20 protein-coding genes are annotated in these 20,431 nt (G+C 71.7%); 8 read left to right on the top strand and 12 right to left on the bottom strand.

All coding sequences use genetic code 11. The annotated features are described in order from the left end of the window. Positions 1–28 precede the first annotated feature (28 nt). Positions 29–559, bottom strand: coding sequence for a GNAT family N-acetyltransferase (locus tag AC0IY0_RS28050; protein WP_147910817.1), 531 nt, complete (start codon positions 557–559; stop codon positions 29–31). 303 nt (positions 560–862) lie between these two features. Between AC0IY0_RS28050 and AC0IY0_RS28055 the strand changes: the two genes are divergently transcribed. The 3 genes from AC0IY0_RS28055 to AC0IY0_RS28065 all read left to right on the top strand — a co-directional run bounded on the left by AC0IY0_RS28055 (position 863) and on the right by AC0IY0_RS28065 (position 3,830). Further along, a complete protein-coding gene (locus AC0IY0_RS28055; RefSeq protein ID WP_246692494.1) occupies positions 863–2,281 on the top strand; it encodes an MDR family MFS transporter in 1,419 nt (472 codons plus the stop codon). A 10-nt stretch (positions 2,282–2,291) separates the two neighbouring features. Further along, a complete protein-coding gene (gene sugE, locus AC0IY0_RS28060) occupies positions 2,292–2,612 on the top strand; it encodes a quaternary ammonium compound efflux SMR transporter SugE (RefSeq protein WP_147910816.1) in 321 nt (106 codons plus the stop codon). A gap of 183 nt (positions 2,613–2,795) precedes the next feature. Next, complete coding sequence (locus AC0IY0_RS28065) at positions 2,796–3,830, top strand: TerC family protein (protein WP_147910815.1); 1,035 nt, start codon at positions 2,796–2,798, stop codon at positions 3,828–3,830. A 123-nt stretch (positions 3,831–3,953) separates the two neighbouring features. Here AC0IY0_RS28065 and AC0IY0_RS28070 read toward each other — a convergent pair whose 3' ends face one another. The 3 genes from AC0IY0_RS28070 to AC0IY0_RS28080 all read right to left on the bottom strand — a co-directional run bounded on the left by AC0IY0_RS28070 (position 3,954) and on the right by AC0IY0_RS28080 (position 5,860). Further along, a complete protein-coding gene (locus AC0IY0_RS28070) occupies positions 3,954–4,706 on the bottom strand; it encodes an N-acetylmuramoyl-L-alanine amidase (protein WP_471766340.1) in 753 nt (250 codons plus the stop codon). Further along, positions 4,703–5,443: a TerB family tellurite resistance protein gene (locus AC0IY0_RS28075; RefSeq protein ID WP_147910813.1), complete on the bottom strand. Its 741-nt coding sequence runs from the start codon at positions 5,441–5,443 to the stop codon at positions 4,703–4,705. Before AC0IY0_RS28075 ends, AC0IY0_RS28070 begins: the two co-directional genes overlap by 4 nt. Before the next feature lie 147 nt (positions 5,444–5,590). After that, the gene (locus AC0IY0_RS28080; protein WP_007560631.1) at positions 5,591–5,860 is read right to left on the bottom strand and encodes a hypothetical protein; all 270 of its coding nucleotides are present in this window, start codon (positions 5,858–5,860) and stop codon (positions 5,591–5,593) included. Between the two features lie 256 nt (positions 5,861–6,116). On the opposite strand from AC0IY0_RS28080, the gene AC0IY0_RS28085 reads away from it, so the two are divergent. The 4 genes from AC0IY0_RS28085 to AC0IY0_RS28100 all read left to right on the top strand — a co-directional run bounded on the left by AC0IY0_RS28085 (position 6,117) and on the right by AC0IY0_RS28100 (position 10,838). After that, positions 6,117–6,818, top strand: coding sequence for an urease accessory protein UreE (locus tag AC0IY0_RS28085; protein WP_471766342.1), 702 nt, complete (start codon positions 6,117–6,119; stop codon positions 6,816–6,818). Between the two features lie 554 nt (positions 6,819–7,372). Then, positions 7,373–8,131 (top strand): guanitoxin biosynthesis heme-dependent pre-guanitoxin N-hydroxylase GntA, encoded by a 759-nt coding sequence (gntA, locus tag AC0IY0_RS28090; protein ID WP_147938940.1) that lies wholly within the window; start codon positions 7,373–7,375, stop codon positions 8,129–8,131. 66 nt (positions 8,132–8,197) lie between these two features. Further along, the gene (locus AC0IY0_RS28095; protein ID WP_147938941.1) at positions 8,198–8,794 is read left to right on the top strand and encodes a DUF1989 domain-containing protein; all 597 of its coding nucleotides are present in this window, start codon (positions 8,198–8,200) and stop codon (positions 8,792–8,794) included. A gap of 346 nt (positions 8,795–9,140) precedes the next feature. After that, on the top strand, positions 9,141–10,838 hold the full coding sequence (locus AC0IY0_RS28100; RefSeq protein WP_471766344.1) for a methyl-accepting chemotaxis protein: 1,698 nt from the start codon (positions 9,141–9,143) through the stop codon (positions 10,836–10,838). 139 nt (positions 10,839–10,977) lie between these two features. Here AC0IY0_RS28100 and AC0IY0_RS28105 read toward each other — a convergent pair whose 3' ends face one another. The 3 genes from AC0IY0_RS28105 to AC0IY0_RS28115 all read right to left on the bottom strand — a co-directional run bounded on the left by AC0IY0_RS28105 (position 10,978) and on the right by AC0IY0_RS28115 (position 13,860). Then, on the bottom strand, positions 10,978–12,231 hold the full coding sequence (locus AC0IY0_RS28105; RefSeq protein WP_147938943.1) for a cytochrome P450: 1,254 nt from the start codon (positions 12,229–12,231) through the stop codon (positions 10,978–10,980). A gap of 101 nt (positions 12,232–12,332) precedes the next feature. Beyond that, entirely contained in the window at positions 12,333–13,613 is a 1,281-nt protein-coding gene (locus AC0IY0_RS28110; RefSeq protein WP_147910449.1) for an NAD(P)/FAD-dependent oxidoreductase, read from the bottom strand. A gap of 1 nt (position 13,614) precedes the next feature. Then, the gene (locus tag AC0IY0_RS28115) at positions 13,615–13,860 is read right to left on the bottom strand and encodes a ferredoxin (RefSeq protein ID WP_147857803.1); all 246 of its coding nucleotides are present in this window, start codon (positions 13,858–13,860) and stop codon (positions 13,615–13,617) included. Between the two features lie 443 nt (positions 13,861–14,303). Here AC0IY0_RS28115 and AC0IY0_RS28120 point away from each other — a divergent pair, with 443 nt between their 5' ends. Beyond that, entirely contained in the window at positions 14,304–14,870 is a 567-nt protein-coding gene (locus AC0IY0_RS28120; protein WP_471766346.1) for a hypothetical protein, read from the top strand. Here AC0IY0_RS28120 and AC0IY0_RS28125 read toward each other — a convergent pair. The 5 genes from AC0IY0_RS28125 to AC0IY0_RS28145 form a co-directional block, all read right to left on the bottom strand. Continuing rightward, positions 14,837–16,612, bottom strand: coding sequence for a class I adenylate-forming enzyme family protein (locus AC0IY0_RS28125; protein WP_471766348.1), 1,776 nt, complete (start codon positions 16,610–16,612; stop codon positions 14,837–14,839). The two genes, AC0IY0_RS28120 and AC0IY0_RS28125, sit on opposite strands and share 34 nt — an antisense overlap. Continuing rightward, positions 16,609–17,379 carry an SDR family NAD(P)-dependent oxidoreductase gene (locus AC0IY0_RS28130; protein ID WP_471766350.1) on the bottom strand — a complete coding sequence of 257 codons (771 nt, stop codon included), beginning with the start codon at positions 17,377–17,379 and terminating at the stop codon, positions 16,609–16,611. The genes AC0IY0_RS28125 and AC0IY0_RS28130 overlap by 4 nt, the downstream gene beginning before the upstream one ends. A 29-nt stretch (positions 17,380–17,408) precedes the next feature. Continuing rightward, positions 17,409–18,185 (bottom strand): SDR family NAD(P)-dependent oxidoreductase, encoded by a 777-nt coding sequence (locus AC0IY0_RS28135; protein WP_147938948.1) that lies wholly within the window; start codon positions 18,183–18,185, stop codon positions 17,409–17,411. Between the two features lies 1 nt (position 18,186). Next, complete coding sequence (locus AC0IY0_RS28140) at positions 18,187–19,245, bottom strand: phosphotransferase family protein (RefSeq protein WP_419829702.1); 1,059 nt, start codon at positions 19,243–19,245, stop codon at positions 18,187–18,189. Next, a partial coding sequence (locus tag AC0IY0_RS28145; RefSeq protein ID WP_471766352.1) for an acyl-CoA dehydrogenase family protein occupies positions 19,242–20,431 on the bottom strand: 1,190 nt, incomplete at its 5' end. The genes AC0IY0_RS28140 and AC0IY0_RS28145, both read right to left, overlap by 4 nt.

Consider the following 20,431-nt stretch of genomic DNA (forward strand, 5'->3'; position numbering starts at 1 on the left):
GAGGATGGGAAAGATCGAGCAACAGATTCTAACACAAATCCGACAGTGTCGGCCAATGGACCCGCAGAATTGTCCTGCCGTTCGCGGCCGGGATCTGCGAGATGGCTTGTTCGACAACCTGGCCGCCCATACGCTCATAGAAGCGAAGCGCAGCCTCATTGGCCTCGAAAACCCATAGGTACAGGCCATTTCCCGCCTGCTGGGCGGCGAGCTTTCGCGCAGCCGAGCGCAGCAGTGCCTCCCCGATCTTCCTGCCCCGCATCTCTGGACGGACGTGCAGGTTATCGACCAAGCTGCCCCATCGCCGATCAAGATCACGATGCGTCGCTACGAAGCCGACAAGTCCTTCATCGGACGTCGAGGCGATCTCGACCATGAAATTCAAGGCCGGCGTGTCGAGCTTTCCGAGCCAGTGCGAAAGGCGATCCTCCTCGACAGGCTCGGCCAGAAACGCGGGATCGAGGATCGACCGATAGGCATCGCGCCAACTCGCTACGTGGATCGCAGCGATGGTCTGCGCGTCCGTCGCCCGCGCGGCCCGGTAGATGATGTCGGCCATCCGCACATTATCCGTGGGGCACCGCCTGCGGGCAATTCACCCCGTGTCACGCACACGGCAGACGACCGCGGAACGCGTAGGATCCGGCGCGGCCCGACGTTAATGCCGTCCTCTGCGCGCAACCGTGATGCTGCAGCCTCGTTCCCGTCCAGCCTGCCGATCCGGCGCAAACCCAGAAGAGGCTTCCCGCCCGTGACGCTCTCCACCGCCGTCACCGCGACCGATCCGTCCACGCCGGCCCCCGCCGTGCCCTCGAAAGCCCGCCTCAGCCCGCTCGAGATCCGGTCGATCGTCTTCGGCCTGATGACCGCGATGCTGCTCGCGGCCCTCGATCAGACCATCGTGGCGACCGCGATGCCGACCATCGGGCTCGATCTCGGCGACGCCGCCAACCTGCCCTGGATCGTCACCGCCTACCTGCTCGCCTCCACGGCGGTCACGCCGCTCTACGGCAAGCTCTCCGACATCCACGGCCGGCGGATCATGCTGCTGATCGCCATCGCGACCTTCGTGCTCGGGTCGCTCGCCTGCGCGGTGGCGCCCACCATGGTGACCCTGGCGCTGGCCCGGGGCCTCCAGGGCATCGGCGGCGGCGGGCTGATCGCCCTGTCGCAGACCATCCTGGCCGACATCATGGCACCCAAGGAGCGGGCGCGCTACCAGGTGGTGATCGCGGGCGTGTTCGTGGCGGCCTCGGTGGCGGGGCCCCTGCTCGGGGGCTTCTTCGCCCAGCACCTGCACTGGTCGCTGATCTTCTGGATCAACCTGCCGATCGGCTTCCTCGCCTTCGCGCTGACCAACGCCAAGCTGAAGCTGCTGCCGCGCAACGAGCGCCGCCACACGCTGGATTATCCCGGCGCCATCCTGCTGGTGCTGAGCTCGACCACCCTGATGCTGGCCCTGAGCTGGGGCGGCGTGCGCTACCCTTGGGGCTCCGCGCCGGTGCTCGGCCTGCTCGCCGTTGCGGCCGTGCTCGGGTGCGGCTTCGCGGCCCGGCTCGCCACGGCAGCCGAGCCGCTGATCCCCACGCAGGTGCTGAAGGACCGGGTGGTCTACAGCGCCACGCTGTCGGCCTGCTTTGCCATGGGCACCTTCATCGGCCTGACCATCTACGTGCCGATCTTCCTCGAAGGCGTGCTCGGGCTCACCGCCAGCGAATCCGGCGTGGCCCTGGTGCCCCTGATGGTCGGCACCGTCACCGGGGCGACGCTGTCGGGCCGGTCGATGCTGCTGTTCCGGCACTACAAGCGCGTGCCGCTGGCCATGATGAGCGTCAGCATCGCCTGCTGCGCCATCATCGCCCTGGAGGGGCGGGCGCTGCCGTTCTGGCTGATGGAGGTGATGCTGGCGCTGCTCTCCATGGGGATCGGGACGATCCTGCCGCTCTCCACCATCGCGATCCAGAACGCCGTGGAGCCGCACCAGCTCGGCATCGCCACGGCAGCGATGAACTTCTTCCGCTCGCTCGGCGGCGCCCTGATCGTGGCCGCCTTCGGGACGATCGTGCTCGGGGGGGCCGCCGGGACCGGGCACGACGTGGAGAGCCTGATCCGCGGCGGCGATCCCGCGCATCTGGCCGAGACCTTCCGCTCCGTGTTCCTGGCCGCCTGCGTCGGCCTGGTGGCGGCCCTCGGGTTCCTCGCCTACATGGAGGAGCGCCCGCTCGGTGAACGTCCCGCGGCAAAGCCCGGCGCAGCGCCGGCCGCCGACACCCCGACATGAGGACACGACCTTGGCTTGGCTGATCCTGCTCGCGGCCGGCCTGCTGGAGGTGGTCTGGGCCTACGCGATGAAGCGCTCGGACGGCTTCACCCAGCCTATCCCGAGCGCCGTGACGGTGGCGGCCGCGCTCGGCAGCTTCGTCCTGCTGGCCTTCGCGATGCGCAGCCTGCCGCTGGGCACCGCCTACACGGTCTGGACCGGCATCGGGGCGGTGGGCGCCTTCCTGCTCGGCATCCTGATGCTCGGCGAGAGCGCGAGCCCGTTGCGGATCGCCGCGGCGGCGCTGATCGTCTCGGGCCTGGTGCTGATGAAGCTGTCCGGGGAGGCCTGAGCACCGGCCGCGGACGCGGTCCGACGCGCGAGTCACCTGCACGCCGCCACCGTGCCCTTGATTCGCCCGGTTCGCCCGCTTAACTCGCCCCTATCGGCTGCGGGCCCCTCTGGCGGGCGCTTTTCAGCGCCCGTGATGTCGGAGCCGATGCTTTCCTTCCGGAATCAGCATCAGGTCCCGCACATGATGGACGTTCTAACCGTCGAATGGCTCGGCAAGCCGTTGTGGATGTGGCTCGGCTTCCACGTCCTGATCGCCTGTCTGCTCGCCTTCGATCTCGGGCTGCTGCACCGGGACAAGGACCACGAGATCGGGGTCCGCGAGAGCCTGCTGCTGACCGGCTTCTACCTCGCGCTCGGGCTCGCCTTCGGCGGCTGGATCTGGTGGTATCTCGGTCCGCAGGCGGGCGAGGAATACGTCACCGGCCTCGTGGTCGAGAAGTCGCTGTCGATGGACAACGTCTTCGTCATCGCCATGATCCTGGCCGCCCTCGGCATCCCGCGCGCCGCCCAGCACCGGGTCCTGCTCTGGGGCATCCTGGCCGCCGTGCTGTTGCGCGGCCTGATGATCGGGCTCGGCGCGGCGCTGGTGCACCAGGTCCACTGGGTGCTGTCGCTGTTTGCCGCCTTCCTGATCTTCGCCGGCCTCAAGATCCTGTTCTCGGGCCCCGAGGAAGAGGGCGACTTCCAGAACAGCGCCATCGTGCGCTGGATCAAGAAGACCTTCCGGGTCACGCCCGAGCTGCACGGCCAGCACTTCGCGGTGCGCCGGCCCGACCCGGCCACCGGCAAGAAGGCCCTGTGGTTCACCCCGCTCGCCCTGGCGCTGGTGCTGGTCAACGGCGCCGACGTGATCTTCGCGGTCGACAGCGTGCCGGCGATCTTCGCGATCACCACCGACACGTTCGTGGTCTACACCTCCAACATCTTCGCGATCCTGGGACTGCGCGCCCTCTACTTCGCCCTCGCCGCGATGGTCGACCGGTTCGCCTATCTCAAGACCGCGCTCGCCTTCATCCTGATCTTCATCGGCGCCAAGATCGTCATCGCCGACACGTTCGGGCTGATCCACGTCCAGCCGTGGGTGTCCCTGGTGGTGACCCTGTCGCTGCTGACGATCGGCGTGCTCTACAGCCTGTGGCGCACCCGCACCGACGCGCCGGCCCCGGCGGTCTCCGGCCCGGCCCACGGCCACGAGGCGCCGGCCCATCGGGCCTGAAGTCCTGGTTTCAAAAGGTCCGGGACCTTGTGCGGGTCCAGGGCGGGGCCCTGGTTCATCGGGGCTCCGCCCCGACACCGCGCCAAAGGGCCGAGCCCTTTGGAAGCCCGGGATTTCCCCGTGCTAGGCTGGTAGCGCGGCGATCAGGTCGCGCAGGGTGGTGATGGTCGAGGCGTCGGCCACGCCGTCCACGCGCTCCTGGCGGAAATGGCGCTGGAAGGCCGTGACGACCGCATGCGTGCGCGCATCGAACGTCCCGGTTACCGCCACGTCGTAGCCATAGAGGGCGAACATCGCCTGCAGCGCCTCCACGGGCTGGCCGGCATCGCCCTGCGCGAAGAACCGCCCATCCCGGAGGCGGGCCGGCGGCACCCGGTGGCCGATGCCGGCCACCGCGAGGCGATCCCAGGGAAAGGTCTCGCCCGGATCCTCCTTGCGCTCCGGGGCGATGTCGGAATGGCCGAGCACCCGCTCCGGCGGGATCGGCCAGCGCCCCAGGATGTCAAGGGCCAGAGCGATCACGGCGTCGATCTGCACGTCCGGGTAGGGCGGCAGCCCGCCGGCATGGCCCGGATGAACGATCTCGATCCCGACCGAGCGGGAATTCAGGTCGGTCACGCCCTTCCAGGCACCCCGGCCCGCGTGCCAGGCGCGCCGAGCCTCCGGCACCATCTGGACGATGCCGCCATCCTCGAACACGAGGTAGTGGGCCGAGACCTCGCTCAGCGGGTCCCGCAGCCGCGCCAGCGCGGCGGCGCCGCCCGCCATGCCGGTATAGTGCAGGAGCAGCATGTCGGGCTTCGCTCCGCGGCGCTCGCCGTGGTTCGGCGAGGGCGCCACGCGGCGGGCGAGGGGGCTGTCCGGATCGAGGCTCACCGCGCTCCGCGCTCCTGCACGATCCGGTCGTAGGCGGCGTTGATGGCGGCGAGCCGCCGGGTCGCGATGGTCACGGCCTCGGCGGGCAGGCCCCGGGCCAGCGCGCGGTCGGGATGATGCTCGGCGACCAGCGCCCGGTGACGGGCCTTGACGGTGGCCTCGTCGGCCTCCGAGTCGAGGCCGAGGACCGCGTAGGGATCGTCCGGCAGCCGCACGTGCCGGGCCGCGATCCGCCGGAAGGCGGCATCGTCGAAACCGAAGATCTCCGAGACGGCGCGCAGGTAGCGCTCCTCGGCCTCGTGCAGCGCGCCGTCGGCGCCCGCGATCTGGAACAGGCCGTCGAGCACGTCCTCGAGAAGGGCCGGCTCGTCACCGAAGGTCGTCGCGAGCTGACGCGCGTAGGCTTCGAAGCCGTTCGTGGTCTTCTTGGCCAGGTCGAACAGCCGCTCGACGCCGGACCGCGCGGATTCGTCGACGCGGACGACCCGGCCGAACGCCTCGACCTCGGAGGGCAGCACGACGCCGTCGGACTTGGCCATCTTGGCCGCCAGCGCCACAAGTCCGGTGGTGAACACCACGTCGCGCGGCGTCGGGCCGAACGGCGCGCCGATCCGGTCGACCAGGAAGTGGCCCGCGACGCCGCCGATCAGCGCCCCGAGCGGACCGCCCACGGCGAGGCCGAGCCCGGCACCGCCGAGCTTGCCCCAGGGGCCCTGGAGCTTGGCCCCCTGGCTCATGGACTGGGCGTTCCCGAGGGGAAACGCGGACGCGATGCGGTCATGGTCGGCGGCTTCAGGTCCGGCACCGGGGACGCCCCGGCCAAGGCCGGGATAACCGCTCCTCGGGCGGTGCGGAAGGGCCGGGACGCGCCCGGCCCCCCGGCTTTAGCGGCAGTAGATGTTGCCGTAGGCGTCCCGGTAGGTGCCGTAGGGGCAGCGCGGCGCCGTGGAGGCGCCCACGATGGCGCCGCCGGCGCCGCCGATCGCGGCACCCGCCAGGGCGCCGCCAGCGCGGCCCGTGGCGGCAGCGCCGATGGCCGCGCCGGTGAGCGCGCCGAGGCCGGCACCGCCGAGAGCCCGGTCCTCCGGCGTGTTGCAGGCGCCCAGCGACAGGGCTGCGATGGTGGCGAGGGCGGCTGCGGTCAGCTTCTTCATGGTCCCCTGATCTCCCTTGTGCATCCGGTCCGGCCGTCGTCGTGGCGGATCGCGGTGAGCTTAGCAGTAAAGCAATGCGCTCCCTACGGCTAAGGTTCCCTGCCCGGAGCCGTCGATCGCGCGCGGGTCCCGAATGCCGCGCCGGCGCCTCCCACCGGCGGCGGCCGGAGTTGCGCCCGCTTCCCGTCTCGCCCTATGCCACCGGCCTGAGGCGGCGCTCCGGCCGGGGCGCCGCGGCGCCATCCCCGAGGGTCCCATGTCGAGAGCCACCACGATCGTCCGCCGGGCCGCGGTTCGCCCCGACCGCGTCGTCGACACGGTGAGCCTCGACCACGCGGGCCGGGCGGCGGCCTCCGGATCCCTCGTCGCGGAGGGCGGCCTCGGGTTCGAGGTGGCGCTCGCCAAGGCGGCGGCGCTGGAGGACGGCGACGCCCTGCGCCTGGAGGACGGCCGCCTCGTCGCGGTGCGGGCCGCCGCGGAGGCGCTGCTGGAGGTGCGCGCCGGGAACCCGGCCCGGCTGACCCGGCTGGCCTGGCAGCTCGGCGGCAACCACGTCCCCGCCGAGATCGCCGCGGACGTGCTCTACGTCCCGGCCTCGCCGGCCAATGCCGAGCTGGTGCGCGGGCAGGGCTGCACCGCGAGCCCGGTCTCGCGTCCGTTCCGGCCCGAGCATGCCGCGCACGACCACAGCACCTGCGGGCACGATCACGGGCATGACCATCACGACCACGGGCATGACCACGAACACGCCCACGAACACGCCCACGGGCACACCGACGGGCACACCCACGCGGCGCACGCCGACGATCACGCACATGCGCATGATCACGGGCACGCGCATGATCAGGGGCACGGCCATGGCCCTGATCACGACCCTCACGCGCACGACCAGGCCGGGACGCATGACCATGCGCATCCGGGGCACGTGCACGGTCCGGGCTGCAACCACGACCATTAGGACCAACCGCGTCCGGAGCCGCAGCGCGCCGCCGAACCCGGGGCGACTTCGGCGGCCTGCCTGAAAACGCCATGCCGACCCGGCTCTCCCGCGGAGACGGGTCGGCTTGCCCGACATGCACGGCGTCCGACAGGCACGCGCCCGCTCTCGATCAGCGCCCCTCCAACCCGCCCCCAGATCCTCAGGCGTGAGCCATCCGAGTCTCGGTCCGTCGCCTCAGGACGCGGGCGAGGATGGGAAAGACGAGCCAGACGGGCCCCGATCTGGATCGGGCCGCCAGACCATGCGGAGAAGTCACGCCACGAGTCCCACAACATTCGCGCGGGGGTGGAGCGAGTCTATCCGACCTTAATCTATGTTTGTGCCGTAGGCGAACATTGCGACAGTTCTTTCGAACACCGTCCTCGATCCTTCGCGTGACGGCTTTCGATTCACCTTCTCCCCGGACGACCTGTCGCAGGCGGGAACAGTGACCTGAAACCGCAGTTGCCCGAGTCCCGACCAGCGGTTGCCCCCTCCGGGGCGGACCTGCGCAGATACGGGCTACGGAGCGCATGCAGTTTCCCCGCGACGACCAAGAGCATCCGCGTGCCCAGGCCTTCCGCGACTTCATTCGAAATCCCCCGTTCCCCTGCGTCGGCGCCAAGTCGGCGCTGTCGCGCGGGCGCATGAAGATCGTCGTGGCCCGGGACATCACCTCGGGCTGGGACGACATGCGCATCTACCCGGCTCTGCTCGCCTTCGTGGCGCGCTACCGGGAGGCTCCCGACCTGTTCCAGAGCTTCGCGGTGGTGTTCGAGGGGCCGGGCGACCTGTCAGAGGAAGCGTTCGAGCAGAATCTCTGGGCGCGGGCGCAATCCCTGACCGACAAGGATGCCTGGCTCGGCCAGCCCCACGACGCCCGGGTAGCGGACGATCCGGACAACCCGCACTTCTCGTTGAGCTTCGGCGGCGAGGCGTTCTTCGTGGTCGGCCTGCATCCGAACGCGAGCCGGCCGGCGCGGCGGTTCTCCTCGCCGGTTCTGGTGTTCAACCTGCACGCCCAGTTCGAGCGGCTGCGGGCCGAGGGCCGCTACGAGAAGCTCCGCGCCTCGATCCTGGAGCGCGACGAGGCCCTGGCCGGCAGCCTCAATCCGATGCTGGCGCGTCACGGGGAGTCCTCGGAGGCGCGCCAGTACAGCGGCCGCGTGGTCGGCGACGAGTGGCGCTGCCCGATGCAGGGCCGTCCGGCGGCGCCCGCCACACCGGTCGTAGACGATTGGCATCCGCTGGCTTCCCCGCGCGACCTCACCTTCCCGACCAGCGGCGCCTGAGGCGCCGCTGGATCGCGGCGGCGCCTGCCGCGTTGCCGGCCGGAGCGGAGCGGGAGCAAAGACACCATGGACCGGGCGGATGTGCAGCAGATCGAGCCGCGCTCAGGCGTCGCCTTCACCCTGGACCGCGGCCAGCGGCTGACGGTGATCGACCCGCGCGGGGAGCAGGTGGCCGATCTGGTCGCCTACAACCGCCACGACACGGGTGAGGTGATCTCGTCCGGGCGGACCCTCGACTATGCCAGCCGGATCTACCTGACCACCGGCGACCCGCTCTACTCGAACCGCTCGAACGTGCTGCTGCGCATCGTCGAGGACACGGTCGGCCGCCACGACTTCCTGCTGACGCCGTGCTCGGCCGACACGTTCCGGATCATCTACGGCGACACGGACCCGCACCGGGGCTGCTTCGGCAACCTCGCCGCGGCACTCGCCCCCTACGGCATCGCACCCGACGCGATCCCGGTGGCGTTCAACTGCTTCATGAACGTGCCGATCGATGGAACGACCGGGGCGCTCACGGTCGAGCCGCCGCTGAGCCGGGCGGGCGACCGGATCGTGTTCACCGCCGAGACCGACCTGATCATCGGATTGACAGCCTGCTCGGCGCTGCAATCGAACAACGGAAGCTTCAAGCCGATTCACTATCGGATCGACGCTTAGGCCACACAATCCCGCCGGCGCGGCAGTTGTTCCGCGAAGAGGTTCGTAGTTTTTTCTTGGAAACCTCTTGATCCCCCGCGCTCGTCGCGCGATGTGGCCATCGAATATGTGTCCAGAGACTTATCGAGACCGGAAAGCGTATCCAATACGCTGTCGATACCCGGTGTGGACCGAATCTTTACCAATCCCGTGACACACCTTCGCCCCGGAACGGTGCCGTGGGGTCCGGGCCGCCGTGGGCGGTGCCGCCCCCCGGCACCGGCAGCCCTCGACGGCCTTCGCCCGTCCCGTTTCCGGTGCCTCAATGATACGCTCGCAGACCGACCGCTCGTCCGAGGGCCACGCTGTGCCCCGGTGGAGCCTCTCGAACGTCACGCTGCGCCACAAGCTGGCGGCGGTGATGGCCCTGGTGCTGGCGGCGGTCGGCGCCCTCAGTGGGTTGAACTACGTCGACACCCGCTCCTCGGCGCTCGAGGACCGGGCGTTGATGACCAGAAACCTCGGCGACGTCGCCCAGAGCCTGCTCGCCCATTACGAGGCACTGGCCTCCGCCGGCCGGATGCCGCTCGATCAGGCCCAGAAGGCCGCCCTCGACGCGGTGAGCGCCCTGCGCTTCGGCAACGCCGACTATTTCTTCGTCCTGGATACCGACGGACGGCTGATCGCCAACGCGTTCAACGCCAAGAACGTCGGCAAGGTGGTTCTGGAGCAGACCGACGTCCCAGGCGGGAAACGCTACTTCGCCGAGATGGTGGACGTCGCCAAGCGCGACGGTGCCGGCTTCGTCGACTACATGAAGCCGCGTGCGGGCGGGAGCGAGCCGGTCGAGAAGGTCGCCAGCGTCCAGATGTTCAAGCCCTGGGGCTGGGTCGTCGCCGCCGGGCTCTATCGCGACGACGTCTACGCGGCCGTACGCCACCGCGCGCTGACCAATGCCCTCTGGTCCGCCGGCCTGGTGCTTCCCGTGCTCGCCCTGCTCGTACTCATCGGCAACGGCCTGTCGCGGCCGATCGTGCGCCTGACCGCGGCGATGCGGGGGCTCGCCGGCGGCGACCTCGTGGTGCCGGTGGCGGACCAGCGGCGAGGCGACGAGGTCGGCGCGATGGCCCGGGCCGTACAGGTCTTCAAGGACGCGCTGATCGCCAAGCGGGACGCCGAGACCGTCGCCGCCGCCGAGAACGCCGCCAAGATGCGCCGCGCCCAGGCCCTCGACGAACTCACCGGCCGGTTCGACGCCCATGTCGGCGCGCTGACCCAGAGCCTGTCGGCGGCCGCCGTGGAGATGGAGGCCACCGCCCGGGAGATGACCCGCACGGCCGCCCGCACCACCGACCAGTCCGGGCGTGTCGCGGCCGCCTCGGAGCAGACGTCGTCCAACGTCGAGACCGTGGCCGCCGCCAGCGAGGAGATGTCCGCCTCGATCCAGGAGATCGCGTCCCGCGTCGCCCAGTCCTCCACGATGGCCGACCAGGCCAGCGTCGACGCCGCCCGCACGAACGACCTGATGCAGGTCCTGTCCCGGGGCACGGACCAGATCAGCGAGGTGATGGGCCTGATCGCCGGCATCGCCGGACAGACCAACCTGCTGGCGCTCAACGCCACCATCGAGGCCGCCCGGGCCGGGGAGGCCGGCAAAGGCTTCGCCGTCGTGGCCGGCGAGGTGAAGGCCCTGGCGGCCCAAACCGCCAAGGCCACCGACACGATCGCCCATCAGATCGCCGCGATCCAAAGCGAGACCCGGCACGCCGTCGAGTCGATCCGGACGATCGGGGGTACGATCGATGCCATGCGCACGGTCGCCCTGAGCGTGGCCGCCGCCATGGAGGAGCAGGGCGCCGCCACGAGCGAGATCGTGCGCAACGTCACCCAGGCCGCGCAGGGGACGCAGGCCGTCAGCGCCGACATCGCCGAGGTCCGGGAAGCCGCCGGCGAGACCGGCGCCGCCGCCAGCCAGGTGCTGAGCGCCGCGCAGGATCTGGCGCGCTACGCCTCCGGGCTGGGACAGGAGGTGACCACGTTCCTCGCCGCGGTCAAAGCCGCCTGAGAGGGTGGCCTAAGCTTCCGCTCCGGCGCGATGAAGAGGTGCTCTCCTCGCGCCGCTTGCGGGGAGAGGAGAACCCGCGCTTCGTCCTGAGGGGACGACGCGCAACCCGGCTTCGATCGGTAGCCCGCACCAGAGAAAATCAAAGAATCCCGTCGATCGCCACCCGGAGATGTTCAGGCCCGCGCAGGGCGGCCCCGGAGCGGTAGGGCGGCGGGTTTTCGATCAGCCGGGGGGCCTTGAGCCGGCTCGCCAGGGCGGTGAGCGCCGCCTCGGCCTCGAACCGGGCGAGCGGGGCGCCGACGCAGTAATGGAGGCTGCCGCCGAAGCCGAGGTGGCGGATGCCGGCGCGGTCGGGATCGAAGCGATCGGGATCCGGGAAGACGGCGCCGTCGCGGTTGCCGGAGGCGAGCAGCAGGACGAGGTCGGCGCCCTCGGGGATCGTGACGCCGGCGATGTCGATGGCCGACAGCGTCTTTCGGGTCCGGAACTGCACGGGCGGCTCGTAGCGCAGCAGTTCCTCGATGAGGCGCGGGGCGCGGCCGGGATCCTGCCGCAGGCGCTCCAGCTCGTCGGGGTGGCGCAGCAGGGTCAGCAGCCCGTTGGTGATGAGGTTCACGGTGGTCTCGTGGCCTGCCACCAGCATCAGGATCGAGGTGGCGATCAGGTCGTAATCGCCCATCTTGGCGCCCTCCGGCGTCGCCTCGTTGGCGAGCCCCGAGAGCATGTCGTCCTGCGGATGGCGGCGCTTCTCCTTGATCAGGTCGGCCATGTAGCCGCCGATCGCGTCGAAGGTCCGGCTGTTCGCATCGCGGATCTCCCGATCCGACAGGCTGTCCGGCTCGAGGGCAGTGGCGAGCTGGGTCGCCCAGCCGTGGAACTTCGGCTCGTCTTCCCGGGGGACGCCGAACAACTCGCATATCACAGTCACCGGCAGCGGGTAGGCGAGGTCGTCGACCGCGTCGATCTCCCGGGCGCCGCACTTCTCGTTCAGCAGGTCGGCCACCAGCCGGTCGGAGCGGGCCCGCATCGCCTGGACGCGCGCACGGGAGAACTGGTGCATCACGGACGCCCGCAGGACGTCGTGGTCCGGCGGGTCGCGGAAGATGAAGACCCGGTGCCGGTCCATCATCCAGTCCTTGAGCGGCTTGACGATGAGGTCGGTGAGGGGGTTGCCGGTGCGCGGCCGGTCGGCCGGGGGCAGGGTCTCGGAGCTGACCCGCGGGTCGTGCAGCAAGCTCGAGATGGCGCCGTGGGTCGCGGCCACCCAGGTCCCTTCCTCGGTCCCGTCGTCCTGGCGCGAGACCGGATGCTCCCGCAGCTTGGCGTAGATCGGATAGGGGTCCGCGCGGTTGGCGAAATCCTTGACCTGATCGAGGAGGGTGGCGTCGGGCATGCGGTGTCCAAGTTGCGCATCGTCCGGACGGAGACGTCCGGGCCGATCCAAATCGAAACCTCGGCGCGCCGCCCGGGATCCCGGGCGGGGCGCCGGAGCGGTCAGGGAAAGCCGGGGGTGAGGAGGGTGATCCCTTTCGCCGGGCGATCGGCGGCGGTCCCGTCCGGCGGGAACGGCGCGCCGGCGGCGACCCGCTCGGCATGGGCCGGCAACCAGCGGGCGCTGTCCACCGAGACGGCCGCGATGCACCGCCCCGCCCGTCCGTAGACGGCGAGGAAGCGGCCGGTGCCGGGCTCGCCATGGGTGATCGCCAGGGCGTCCGCGCCCTCGGTCAGCCCGACGGACTTGACCACCACGTTGCCCTGCGCGGACCAGAAGGTCGGCAACGCGCCGTAGGGGCCCTCGGGCTTCGCCCCGGCCAGCAGCCGCCCGGCATGGATGCCCTGCGCCACCGCCTGGCTCCAATGCTCCAGCGCCACGCGCCGCCCGCCGTAGAGCGGATGGGGGAACCGGGCCACGTCGCCGGCGGCGGCGATGCGCGGGTCGGCCGCCCCGTCGGTGTCGAGGACGTAGCCCGCCGCGTCGCAATCGACGCCGCCCGGATCCGCCGACAGGCCGGAGCCGTCGAGCCATTCGGTGTTGCGGACGGCCCCGAGGGCGATCACCGCGACGTCCGCGTCGATGCGGGTGCCGTCCGTGAGGTGTGCGCGCACGAACCGGCCGTCCGCCTCTTCGAGCCACTCGACCTCGCTGCCGCAGCGCAGATCGACGCCCCGCCCCTCGTGGATCGCCCCGATGAACGCCCCGACCGTGCCTCCGAGGACGCGGGCCAGGGGCGTCGGCCCGGGCTCGACCAAGGTCACCGGCAGGCCGAGCTGCCGGCACACGCTGGCGACCTCGCAGCCGATGAAGCCGCCGCCGATCACCAACACCCGGCGGGGAGCCGCGGCCAGCGCGGTCCGCAGGGCGGCGGCATCGTCCCGCCCGCGCAGGGTGAAGACGCCGGCCAGCCGGCCCTCATGGGGGTTGGGCCACGCCCGGGCGCGGGTGCCGGTGGCGATCAGCAAGCGGTCGTAGGGCAGGGCGCGCCCGTCCGCGAGGTGGAGGGTGCGCGCCCCCCGGTCGAGGCGCTCGGCCGGGCTTCCGAGACGCCATTCCACATCCGCGCCGAGGCTGCTCGGCAGGGCGGTCGCGTCCGGTCCGGTCTCGCCGGTGAGAACGTGCTTCGAGAATGGCGGACGGTCATAGGGCCGGTACGGCTCGGCGCCGACGATGGTCAGCGGACCGGCGAACCCGGCCTCCCGCATCGCCTCGGCGCCGCGCAAAGCCGCCAGGCCGGCGCCCACCACGATCGCGCGCTCGGTGGTCGATCCCGACGCCATCTCAGGCAGCCTGCCCCGGATCCTCGACCCGGATCGCCTGGACCGGGCAGGCGACGCGCGCCCGCTCGATGTCGGCGCGGTCCTGCGCGGCCGGGGCGGGATCGTAGAACAGCGCCTCGTGTCCCTCGATGCGGAAGTGCCGCGGCGCCGCGTAACAGCACTGGGCGTAGGCCTGGCAGAGGTTGAGATCGACGCACACCCGCAGGCCGGGTGGTGAGCCGGAGGACGCATCGGCGGGGGTGGACATGGCGGTGCAACCACGGCGGGGGCGGCGAGTTCCGCGCAAAACGCCGTCCCCGCCGTCGCAGACGCAACGGGCTGAGACGATGGGAACGGATCGGGCCGGGACCCGCGATGGCAATCGGGGCCTTCGAGCTCCACCGTGGAGACGCTGCGCGGGATCGCCGACGCGACGGGTACGGAGCCCGCGGTTCGGTTCAAGGGCTCGCGCCGCGGCAGGCCCGTCCAGCCGAGCCGGACACCGGTTTGAAGCAACGGGCACGCGCTCCTCTCAAGCCAGCCGATCTCCAGCTTCGCAGCTCGGATCATCGGGAACGATTCACTGATCTAAAAATGTCCTGGGGGATCGCCGTCGAAATGATGCTGCGGAATTCCCCTGCGCGACGGTTCGCTCTATTGTCGTGCGGCCCAGCGGACCGATCCGAAACACCGCGATCTCAGGAGGGCACCATGCCGTACGGTGCACGAACGAGTCTCGCCGCGCTCGTCCTCGCCCTCGCCCTGGGCGCGACCGGCGCGCGCGCCGAGCCGGCCTCGGGCTGGACCGACCCGCCAGCCCGCAAGGCGGCCCCGGCCGCGAGCCCGGCCGAGGCTCAGAAAGCCGACCCGCCGCCCGCATCGACTCCTGCTGCCGCGGCACCGGCCCGCAAGGCGGTCGCCGCACGGCCAACTCAGAAGCGCGTCGCGACGCGCCGCCCCGCCCCGGAGGCCAAGCGGGTCGCTACGACGCGGGGCGCCACGACGGCGCACCGGTCGCGTGTCGCCGCAGCGGCGGCCCGGCCCATGCGTCCGCACCGGATGGTCGCGGTCGCACCGCCCCCACCGCCGCCGCTGCCGGACGGCTATCCGCGCTATCGGGCCTACAATTACGGCCCCGGCTATGCCGACGAGCGGCTGGAGCGCCTGCGTGCCGCGGAGGCCGCCGGCTACATGGTGGTACGCCGCCGCACGGTGGAGTTCCCGGACGGCCGGTCGCTGCGCGTCTACCGGCCGGACGACGAGGGCGAGCCGTTCTGAGCTGATCCGACCGCGAACACCGACCGCAGGGGCGCCCGCAGGATCTTGCCGGCGGGGTTGCGGGGCAGGAGCCCGTCCCAGACCACCACGCGCACCGGAACCTTGAACGCCGCGAGCCGCTCGGCCGCGAAGGCCCGGATCTCCTCGGGTCCGGTCCGGGCCCCCTCGGCCAGGGCCACGATCGCGCCGGGCTCCTCGCCCAGCGTCGGGTGGGGCACCGCCAGCACCACCGCGTCGATCACGTCCGGATGCGCGTAGAGGACGTTCTCGACCTCGCAGCAATAGATGTTCTCGCCGCCGCGGATCAGCATGTCCTTGATCCGGTCGACGATGGTCAGGAACCCCTCGTCGTCGGCGCGCGCGAGATCGCCGGTGCGCAGCCAGCCGTCGGACAGGATTTCGGCGGTGGCGTCCGGGTCGTCCCAGTAGCCGCGGACCACGTTGGGGCCCTTCACGCACAGCTCCCCGACGCTGCCGGGCGGCAGGTCCTGCCCGAGCGGATCGAGGATCCGCACCTCGCAGACCGGCAGGGGCGGGCCGCAGGATTCGGGATGGGCGAGATAGTCCTCGGCCTGGTGGTGGGTGAAGGTCGCCGAGGTCTCGGTCATGCCCCAGCCGGTGGCGGGGGCCGCCTTCGGGAACGCCTCGCCGAGCGCGCGCACCAGGTCGCCGGCCGCGGGCGCGCCGCCATAGGTCACCGATTCGAGGCTCGGCAGCGGCCGGCCCGCCTCCCGGGCGGCTGTCGCGAGCTGCCAAGCGATGGTCGGGACGCCGCCGGCTCCGGTGCAGCCCTCCCGGTCGATGAGGTCGAGGGCCTCATGGGCGTCCCAGCGATGCATCATCACCAGGCGGTGGCCGCCGTAGAGCGCCGCCCCGAGGCTCGCGTGGCAGCCGGTGACGTGGAACAGCGGGATCACCAGCAGCGAGGCCCGCTGCGGTGCGGACGGATCGGGCTTCGGCGGCGTCTCGCCCCGGCGCAGCGCACTGCGCGACGCCGAATAGGGGTAGGCCATCACGGTGGTGGCCGCAGCCCGGTGGGTGCCGACCGCACCCTTGGGCCGGCCGGTGGTGCCCGAGGTGTAGAACAGGGTCGCGTCGTCCTCCGGGTCGAGGGCGATGTCGGGCGGGGCCCGCTCGGGCAGAGCGGCCCAGTCCGCCACCGGGCCGATCACCGCGGAGAGTGGCGTCATTCGGTCGTCGGGCTCCATCCGCGTGACGAAAACCCGCTCCAGGGCCGGGCATTCCGTGCGGTGGGGGGCGATCCGCTCGAACCGGGCGCCGTCGGCGATCAGCACCCGGGCGCCGGAATGCCGGAGCGCGTAGGCGAGCTCCGGCCCGGTCCACCACGCGTTCAGCGGCGTCGCGATCGCCCCGGCCAGCAGGGCACCGTAATAGCAGACCGGCCATTCCGGCAGATTGCGCAGCGCGATGGCGACGCGGTCGCCCTTGCCGATCCCGGCGGCCACCAGGGCGTGGGCCAGGGCGGTCGCGGCCCGGGTGAAGCCGGTGAAGGTGACGCGCTCGTCCCGGTAGGCCACGAAGGTCCGGTCCCCGTGCCCTCGGGCGATGCGGAACAGGTCGCGCAGCGTCGGCGGCGCGCTCGTCCAGATCCGGGTCGGGACGCCCCGGATCGGCAGGGTGGCGATCGCGAACGGCGCCCCTGGTGCGGTGAGGCGCGCTTCCGCCTCGCGGAAGGAGAGGGCCGGCCAGCCGGCGGGAAGGCGGGGATCGGGGCTCGTCATCGCGCGATCGTCACGCCGCCGTCGACGACCAGCGCCTGGCCGGTGACGAACCGGCCGGCCGGCGAGGCCAGGAACACGGCCGCGCCCGCGATCTCGTCAGGCTCGCCGATCCGGCGGAGCGGCGCGGCCTCGGTGGTGGATGCCAGCATCTCGGGATCCTCCCACAGGGCCCGGGCGAAATCGGTGCGAATCAGCCCTGGGCACAGACAGTTCACCCGCACGTTGGCCGGGCCGTACTCGACCGCGTAATTGCGGGCGAGCTGAAGGTCGGCGGCCTTGGAGACGTTGTAGGCGCCGATCACCGGCGACCCCTTCAGCGCCCCGATGGACGAGACGATGACGATCGCCCCGTCCCGCCGCGCGACCATCCCGGGGGCGACCATCTGGATCAGCCAGTGGTTCGACAGGACGTTGTTCTCCAGGATCTTGCGGAACTGGGCGTCCGAGATGCCGGCGAGCGGCCCGTAATACGGGTTGCTGGCGGCGTTGCAGACCAGCACGTCCACCGGACCCAACCGGGCCTCGGTCCGGGCGACCAGATCCTCCAGCTCCGCCTTTACCGAGATGCTTGCGGGAATCGCCACCGCGCGGCCCGGGCCGTGGGCGGCCTCGATTTCGGCCACCACCGCCTTGCAGGCCTCGCGCTTGCGCGACGAGATCACCACCCGCGCGCCGTGCTCGGCCATCCGCAGGGCGATCGCCCGGCCGATGCCCCGGGACGAGCCCGTGATCAGCGCGACCTTGTTGGTCAGATCGAACAGGGACATGGCGCGTCCTCCCTGGGTCCGGTCGGGGGTCATCCGGCGTCCAGCATCGACCGGCGCAGGCGCGCCATGCCGGCGAGCCAGCGCTCGGGGTCGTCCGCCCGGCGGCGTGCGTAGTCCGCGACCTGCGGGTGCGGCAGGATCAGGAACCGGCCGGCGGCCAGCCCGTCGAAGGCCGCCTCGGCCACGGCTTCGGGCGCGAGCACGCCGTCGCGGGCGGCGGCGCTCGCGGCACCGAGCATGGCGGTGTCGACGCCCTGCGGGCACAGGGCGGCGATCCGGATGCCGTCTCCCGCATGCGCGATGGCGAGGTGCTCCAGAAAGGCGAGGGCGGCGTGCTTGGTCGCCGAGTAGGTCGCGCTGCCGATCTGGCTCAGCAATCCGGCCGCCGAGACGGTGCCGAGGAACGCCCCCTCGCCCCGGGCGAGCCAGAGCGGGACCAGGACCCGCGCCGCGTGGACGTGGCCCATCACGTTCACCGACCAGGCGCGCTCCCAGCTCGCCGGATCGGCCGAGGTCGCGAGCCCGGGATCCGGGTCGCGCTCCAGGATGCCGGCATTGGAGCAGTACAGCGCGATCGGCCCGGTCTCGGCCTCGATCCGCGCGATGGACTCGGCCACGGCATCGGGATCGGCCACGTCGAGCGCGCAGGCGCGGCCGCCGAGCCGGGCGGCGACGGCCTGGGCCCCGGCGCCGTCCCGGTCCAGGGCGACGACGCAGGCGCCCCGCGCGTGGGCGGCCTCGGCGAGCGCACGGCCGATGCCCCGGGCGGCCCCGGTGACGGCGACGACGCGACCGGCGAGATCCATCTCAGGCCCCCGCGCGCTCGGCGAACGCCCAGGCCGCGGCGGCCAGAGCCGGCACCCGCGCCGCCATGGCGGCGGCGTGCTCGCTCGCGGCGTTGCCGGCCTTGGCGCGCGCGGCCACGCCCTGGAGGATGCCGACCAGCCGGAACAGGTTGTAGGCGAAGTACCAGTCGAGGTCGGGCAGGGCCGCCCGGTCCGCGGCCCGGCAGTAGAGCGCCACCGCCTCCTCCCGGGTCGGGATGCCCAGCGCCGGCAGGTCGAGGCCGCCGAGGCCGCTGCGCCCGTCCGCCGGCAAAGCCCAATGCATCAGCAGGTAGCTGAAATCGGCGAGCGGATCGCCGAGGGTCGACAGCTCCCAGTCGAGCACCGCGCTGACGCCGCCGTCGGGCGAGAAGATCAGGTTGTCGAGGCGGTAATCGCCGTGGACGATGGCCGTGCCCTGCTGCTCGGGCACGGTGCGGGGCAGCCAGGCGATCAGGCGCTCCACATCCGCGAGCCGGCCGTCCTCGGCGGCCCGGTACTGGCGGGTCCAGCGATCGACCTGCCGGGCGAAGTAGTTGCCGGGCTTGCCGTAATCGGCGAGGCCCGCCGCCTCCGGGTCGATCGCGTGGAGGCGCGCGAGCGTCGCGATCATGCCGGCATAGTGCCGGTGCCGGGCATGGGGGTCGAGGCCGGGCAGGGTGCCGTCCCAGTGCACGCTGCCGCCCACCGCCTCCATCACGTAGAAGGCGGCGCCGATGATCGTTTCGTCCTCGCAGAGGGCGAACGGCCTCGGAACCGGAAACCCCTCGCCGTAGAGCGCGCCGATCACCCGGAACTCACGCTCCACCGCGTGCGCGGAGGGGAGGAGCGGCCCGAACGGCTTGCGCCGCAGCACGTAGGCCTGGCCGGGCGTCTCCAGCCGGTAGGTCGGGTTCGACTGGCCGCCGCGGAATTGCTGCACGGTGAGCGGCCCGGCATAGTCGCGGACGTGTTCTGCGAGCCAGGCGGCCAGCCGGGCCTCGTCGATCCGATGGCGCGGCTCGACCGGCTTCACGCCGGAGAAGGCGTCGGGGCCGCTCATGCACCCTCCCGGGCGTTGGTGTAGCGCCCGAATTCGAGCCGGGCGATGGAGCGGTTGTGCACCTCGTCCGGCCCGTCGGCCAGCCGCAGGGTGCGGATATGGGCGTACATCCTGGCCAGTCCGAAATCCTCGGACACGCCGGCGCCGCCATGGGCCTGGATCGCGTCGTCGATCACCTTGAGGGCGATCCGCGGGGCGGCGACCTTGATCATGGCGATCTCGAGCTTCGCACCCTTGGCGCCGACCTTGTCCATCATGTCGGCGGCCTTCAGGCAGAGCAGCCGGGTCATCTCGATGTCGATCCGCGCCTCCGCGACCCGCTGCTCCCAGACCGACTGCTCGCTGATGCGCTTGCCGAAGGCGACCCGCGAGACGAGGCGCCGGGCCATGGCCTCGAGCGCCGCCTCGGCGACCCCGATGGTGCGCATGCAATGGTGGATGCGCCCCGGCCCGAGCCGCCCCTGCGCGATCTCGAAGCCGCGCCCCTCGCCGAGGATCAGGTTCTCGGCCGGGACGCGCACGTTCTCGAGCACCACCTCGCCGTGTCCCTTGGGCGCGTCCTCGTAGCCGAAGACCGGCAGCAGGCGCGCGACCCGCAGGCCGGGCGTGTCCATGGGCACGAGGATCTGGGATTGCTGCCGGTGGCGGGGCGCGTCCGGGTCCGTCTTGCCCATCAGGATCGCGAGGCTGCAGCGCGGGTCGCCGACCCCGGTGGACCACCATTTGCGTCCGTCGATGACGTAGTGGTCGCCGTCGCGGCGGATCGCGGTCTCGATGTTGGTGGCGTCCGAGGAGGCGACGTCGGGCTCGGTCATCAGGAACGCCGACCGGATCTCCCCGGCCATCAGCGGCCGCAGCCACGTCTCCTTCTGGGCCGGGCTGCCGTAGCGGTGCAGCACCTCCATGTTGCCGGTGTCGGGCGCCGCGCAGTTGAAGCATTCCGACGCGATGCCGACCCGACCCATCGCCTCGGCGCAGAGCGCGTAATCGAGGTTGGTCAGGCCGGCGCCGCGGTAGGCGTCCGTGTCATGCTCGGGGGAGGGCGGCAGGAACAGGTTCCACAGGCCCTCGGCCCGCGCCTGGCCCTTCAGCCGCTCCATGGTGGGCGAGGGCGCGCGGCTCGCCGCCCGCTCGGCCGCCACCGCGGCGGCGGCGGGCAGGATCGCGTCGGCGATGAAGGCGCGGA

The organism is Methylobacterium sp. AC315 (genome assembly GCF_979253755.1).

Coding starts and splice junctions, on each gene's coding strand:
- AC0IY0_RS28050 (WP_147910817.1), bottom strand. CDS start 559: ATGGCCGACATCATCTACCGGGCCGCGCGGGCGACGGACGCGCAGACC.
- AC0IY0_RS28055 (WP_246692494.1), top strand. CDS start 863: ATGACCGCGATGCTGCTCGCGGCCCTCGATCAGACCATCGTGGCGACC.
- AC0IY0_RS28065 (WP_147910815.1), top strand. CDS start 2,796: ATGATGGACGTTCTAACCGTCGAATGGCTCGGCAAGCCGTTGTGGATG.
- AC0IY0_RS28075 (WP_147910813.1), bottom strand. CDS start 5,443: ATGAGCCAGGGGGCCAAGCTCCAGGGCCCCTGGGGCAAGCTCGGCGGT.
- AC0IY0_RS28080 (WP_007560631.1), bottom strand. CDS start 5,860: ATGAAGAAGCTGACCGCAGCCGCCCTCGCCACCATCGCAGCCCTGTCG.
- AC0IY0_RS28085 (WP_471766342.1), top strand. CDS start 6,117: ATGTCGAGAGCCACCACGATCGTCCGCCGGGCCGCGGTTCGCCCCGAC.
- gntA (WP_147938940.1), top strand. CDS start 7,373: ATGCAGTTTCCCCGCGACGACCAAGAGCATCCGCGTGCCCAGGCCTTC.
- AC0IY0_RS28095 (WP_147938941.1), top strand. CDS start 8,198: ATGGACCGGGCGGATGTGCAGCAGATCGAGCCGCGCTCAGGCGTCGCC.
- AC0IY0_RS28105 (WP_147938943.1), bottom strand. CDS start 12,231: ATGCCCGACGCCACCCTCCTCGATCAGGTCAAGGATTTCGCCAACCGC.
- AC0IY0_RS28110 (WP_147910449.1), bottom strand. CDS start 13,613: ATGGCGTCGGGATCGACCACCGAGCGCGCGATCGTGGTGGGCGCCGGC.
- AC0IY0_RS28115 (WP_147857803.1), bottom strand. CDS start 13,860: ATGTCCACCCCCGCCGATGCGTCCTCCGGCTCACCACCCGGCCTGCGG.
- AC0IY0_RS28120 (WP_471766346.1), top strand. CDS start 14,304: ATGCCGTACGGTGCACGAACGAGTCTCGCCGCGCTCGTCCTCGCCCTC.
- AC0IY0_RS28125 (WP_471766348.1), bottom strand. CDS start 16,612: ATGACGAGCCCCGATCCCCGCCTTCCCGCCGGCTGGCCGGCCCTCTCC.
- AC0IY0_RS28130 (WP_471766350.1), bottom strand. CDS start 17,379: ATGTCCCTGTTCGATCTGACCAACAAGGTCGCGCTGATCACGGGCTCG.
- AC0IY0_RS28135 (WP_147938948.1), bottom strand. CDS start 18,185: ATGGATCTCGCCGGTCGCGTCGTCGCCGTCACCGGGGCCGCCCGGGGC.
- AC0IY0_RS28140 (WP_419829702.1), bottom strand. CDS start 19,245: ATGAGCGGCCCCGACGCCTTCTCCGGCGTGAAGCCGGTCGAGCCGCGC.